The organism is Pontibacter sp. JAM-7 (assembly GCF_048548695.2).
In the GTDB taxonomy this organism is placed as follows: domain Bacteria; phylum Pseudomonadota; class Gammaproteobacteria; order Pseudomonadales; family Balneatricaceae; genus Neptuniibacter.
Window position 1 is genome coordinate 1 of record NZ_JBLYIF020000042.1, and the last position, 262, is coordinate 262.

The 262-nt window shown below is 54.6% G+C and carries 1 protein-coding gene; it reads left to right on the forward strand.

Annotated elements, in window-relative coordinates; genetic code table 11:
- Nucleotides 1-77 precede the first annotated feature (77 nt).
- Nucleotides 78-262: hypothetical protein (locus tag ACFVYJ_RS13795; protein WP_463255435.1), on the forward strand; the 185-nt coding region annotated here is incomplete at its 3' end.

A 262-nucleotide genomic window follows, 5' to 3' on the forward strand; every position in this document is an offset into this window, starting at 1 on the left:
CTCCGAGGTCGAATTGAGACTCCCGCCGATCTCCCTAGCATGGAACAAGGAAAATAATAACTTTAAGGAGTCTCCTGATGGCCGGGCGAATCATGCTCTTGCTGCTGTGCCTTTCCCTGTTCCCGATACCTCTGCAGGCCGAACTCAACGATTCCAGGCGTGCGGTTATCCAGGAGCTGTTTCCGTCTGCCACCGTCATTGAGGACAAGCAGGAAGACTTCCCGGTGTATCCGGTCTACCAGCTCCAGGAACTGCTCGGTTA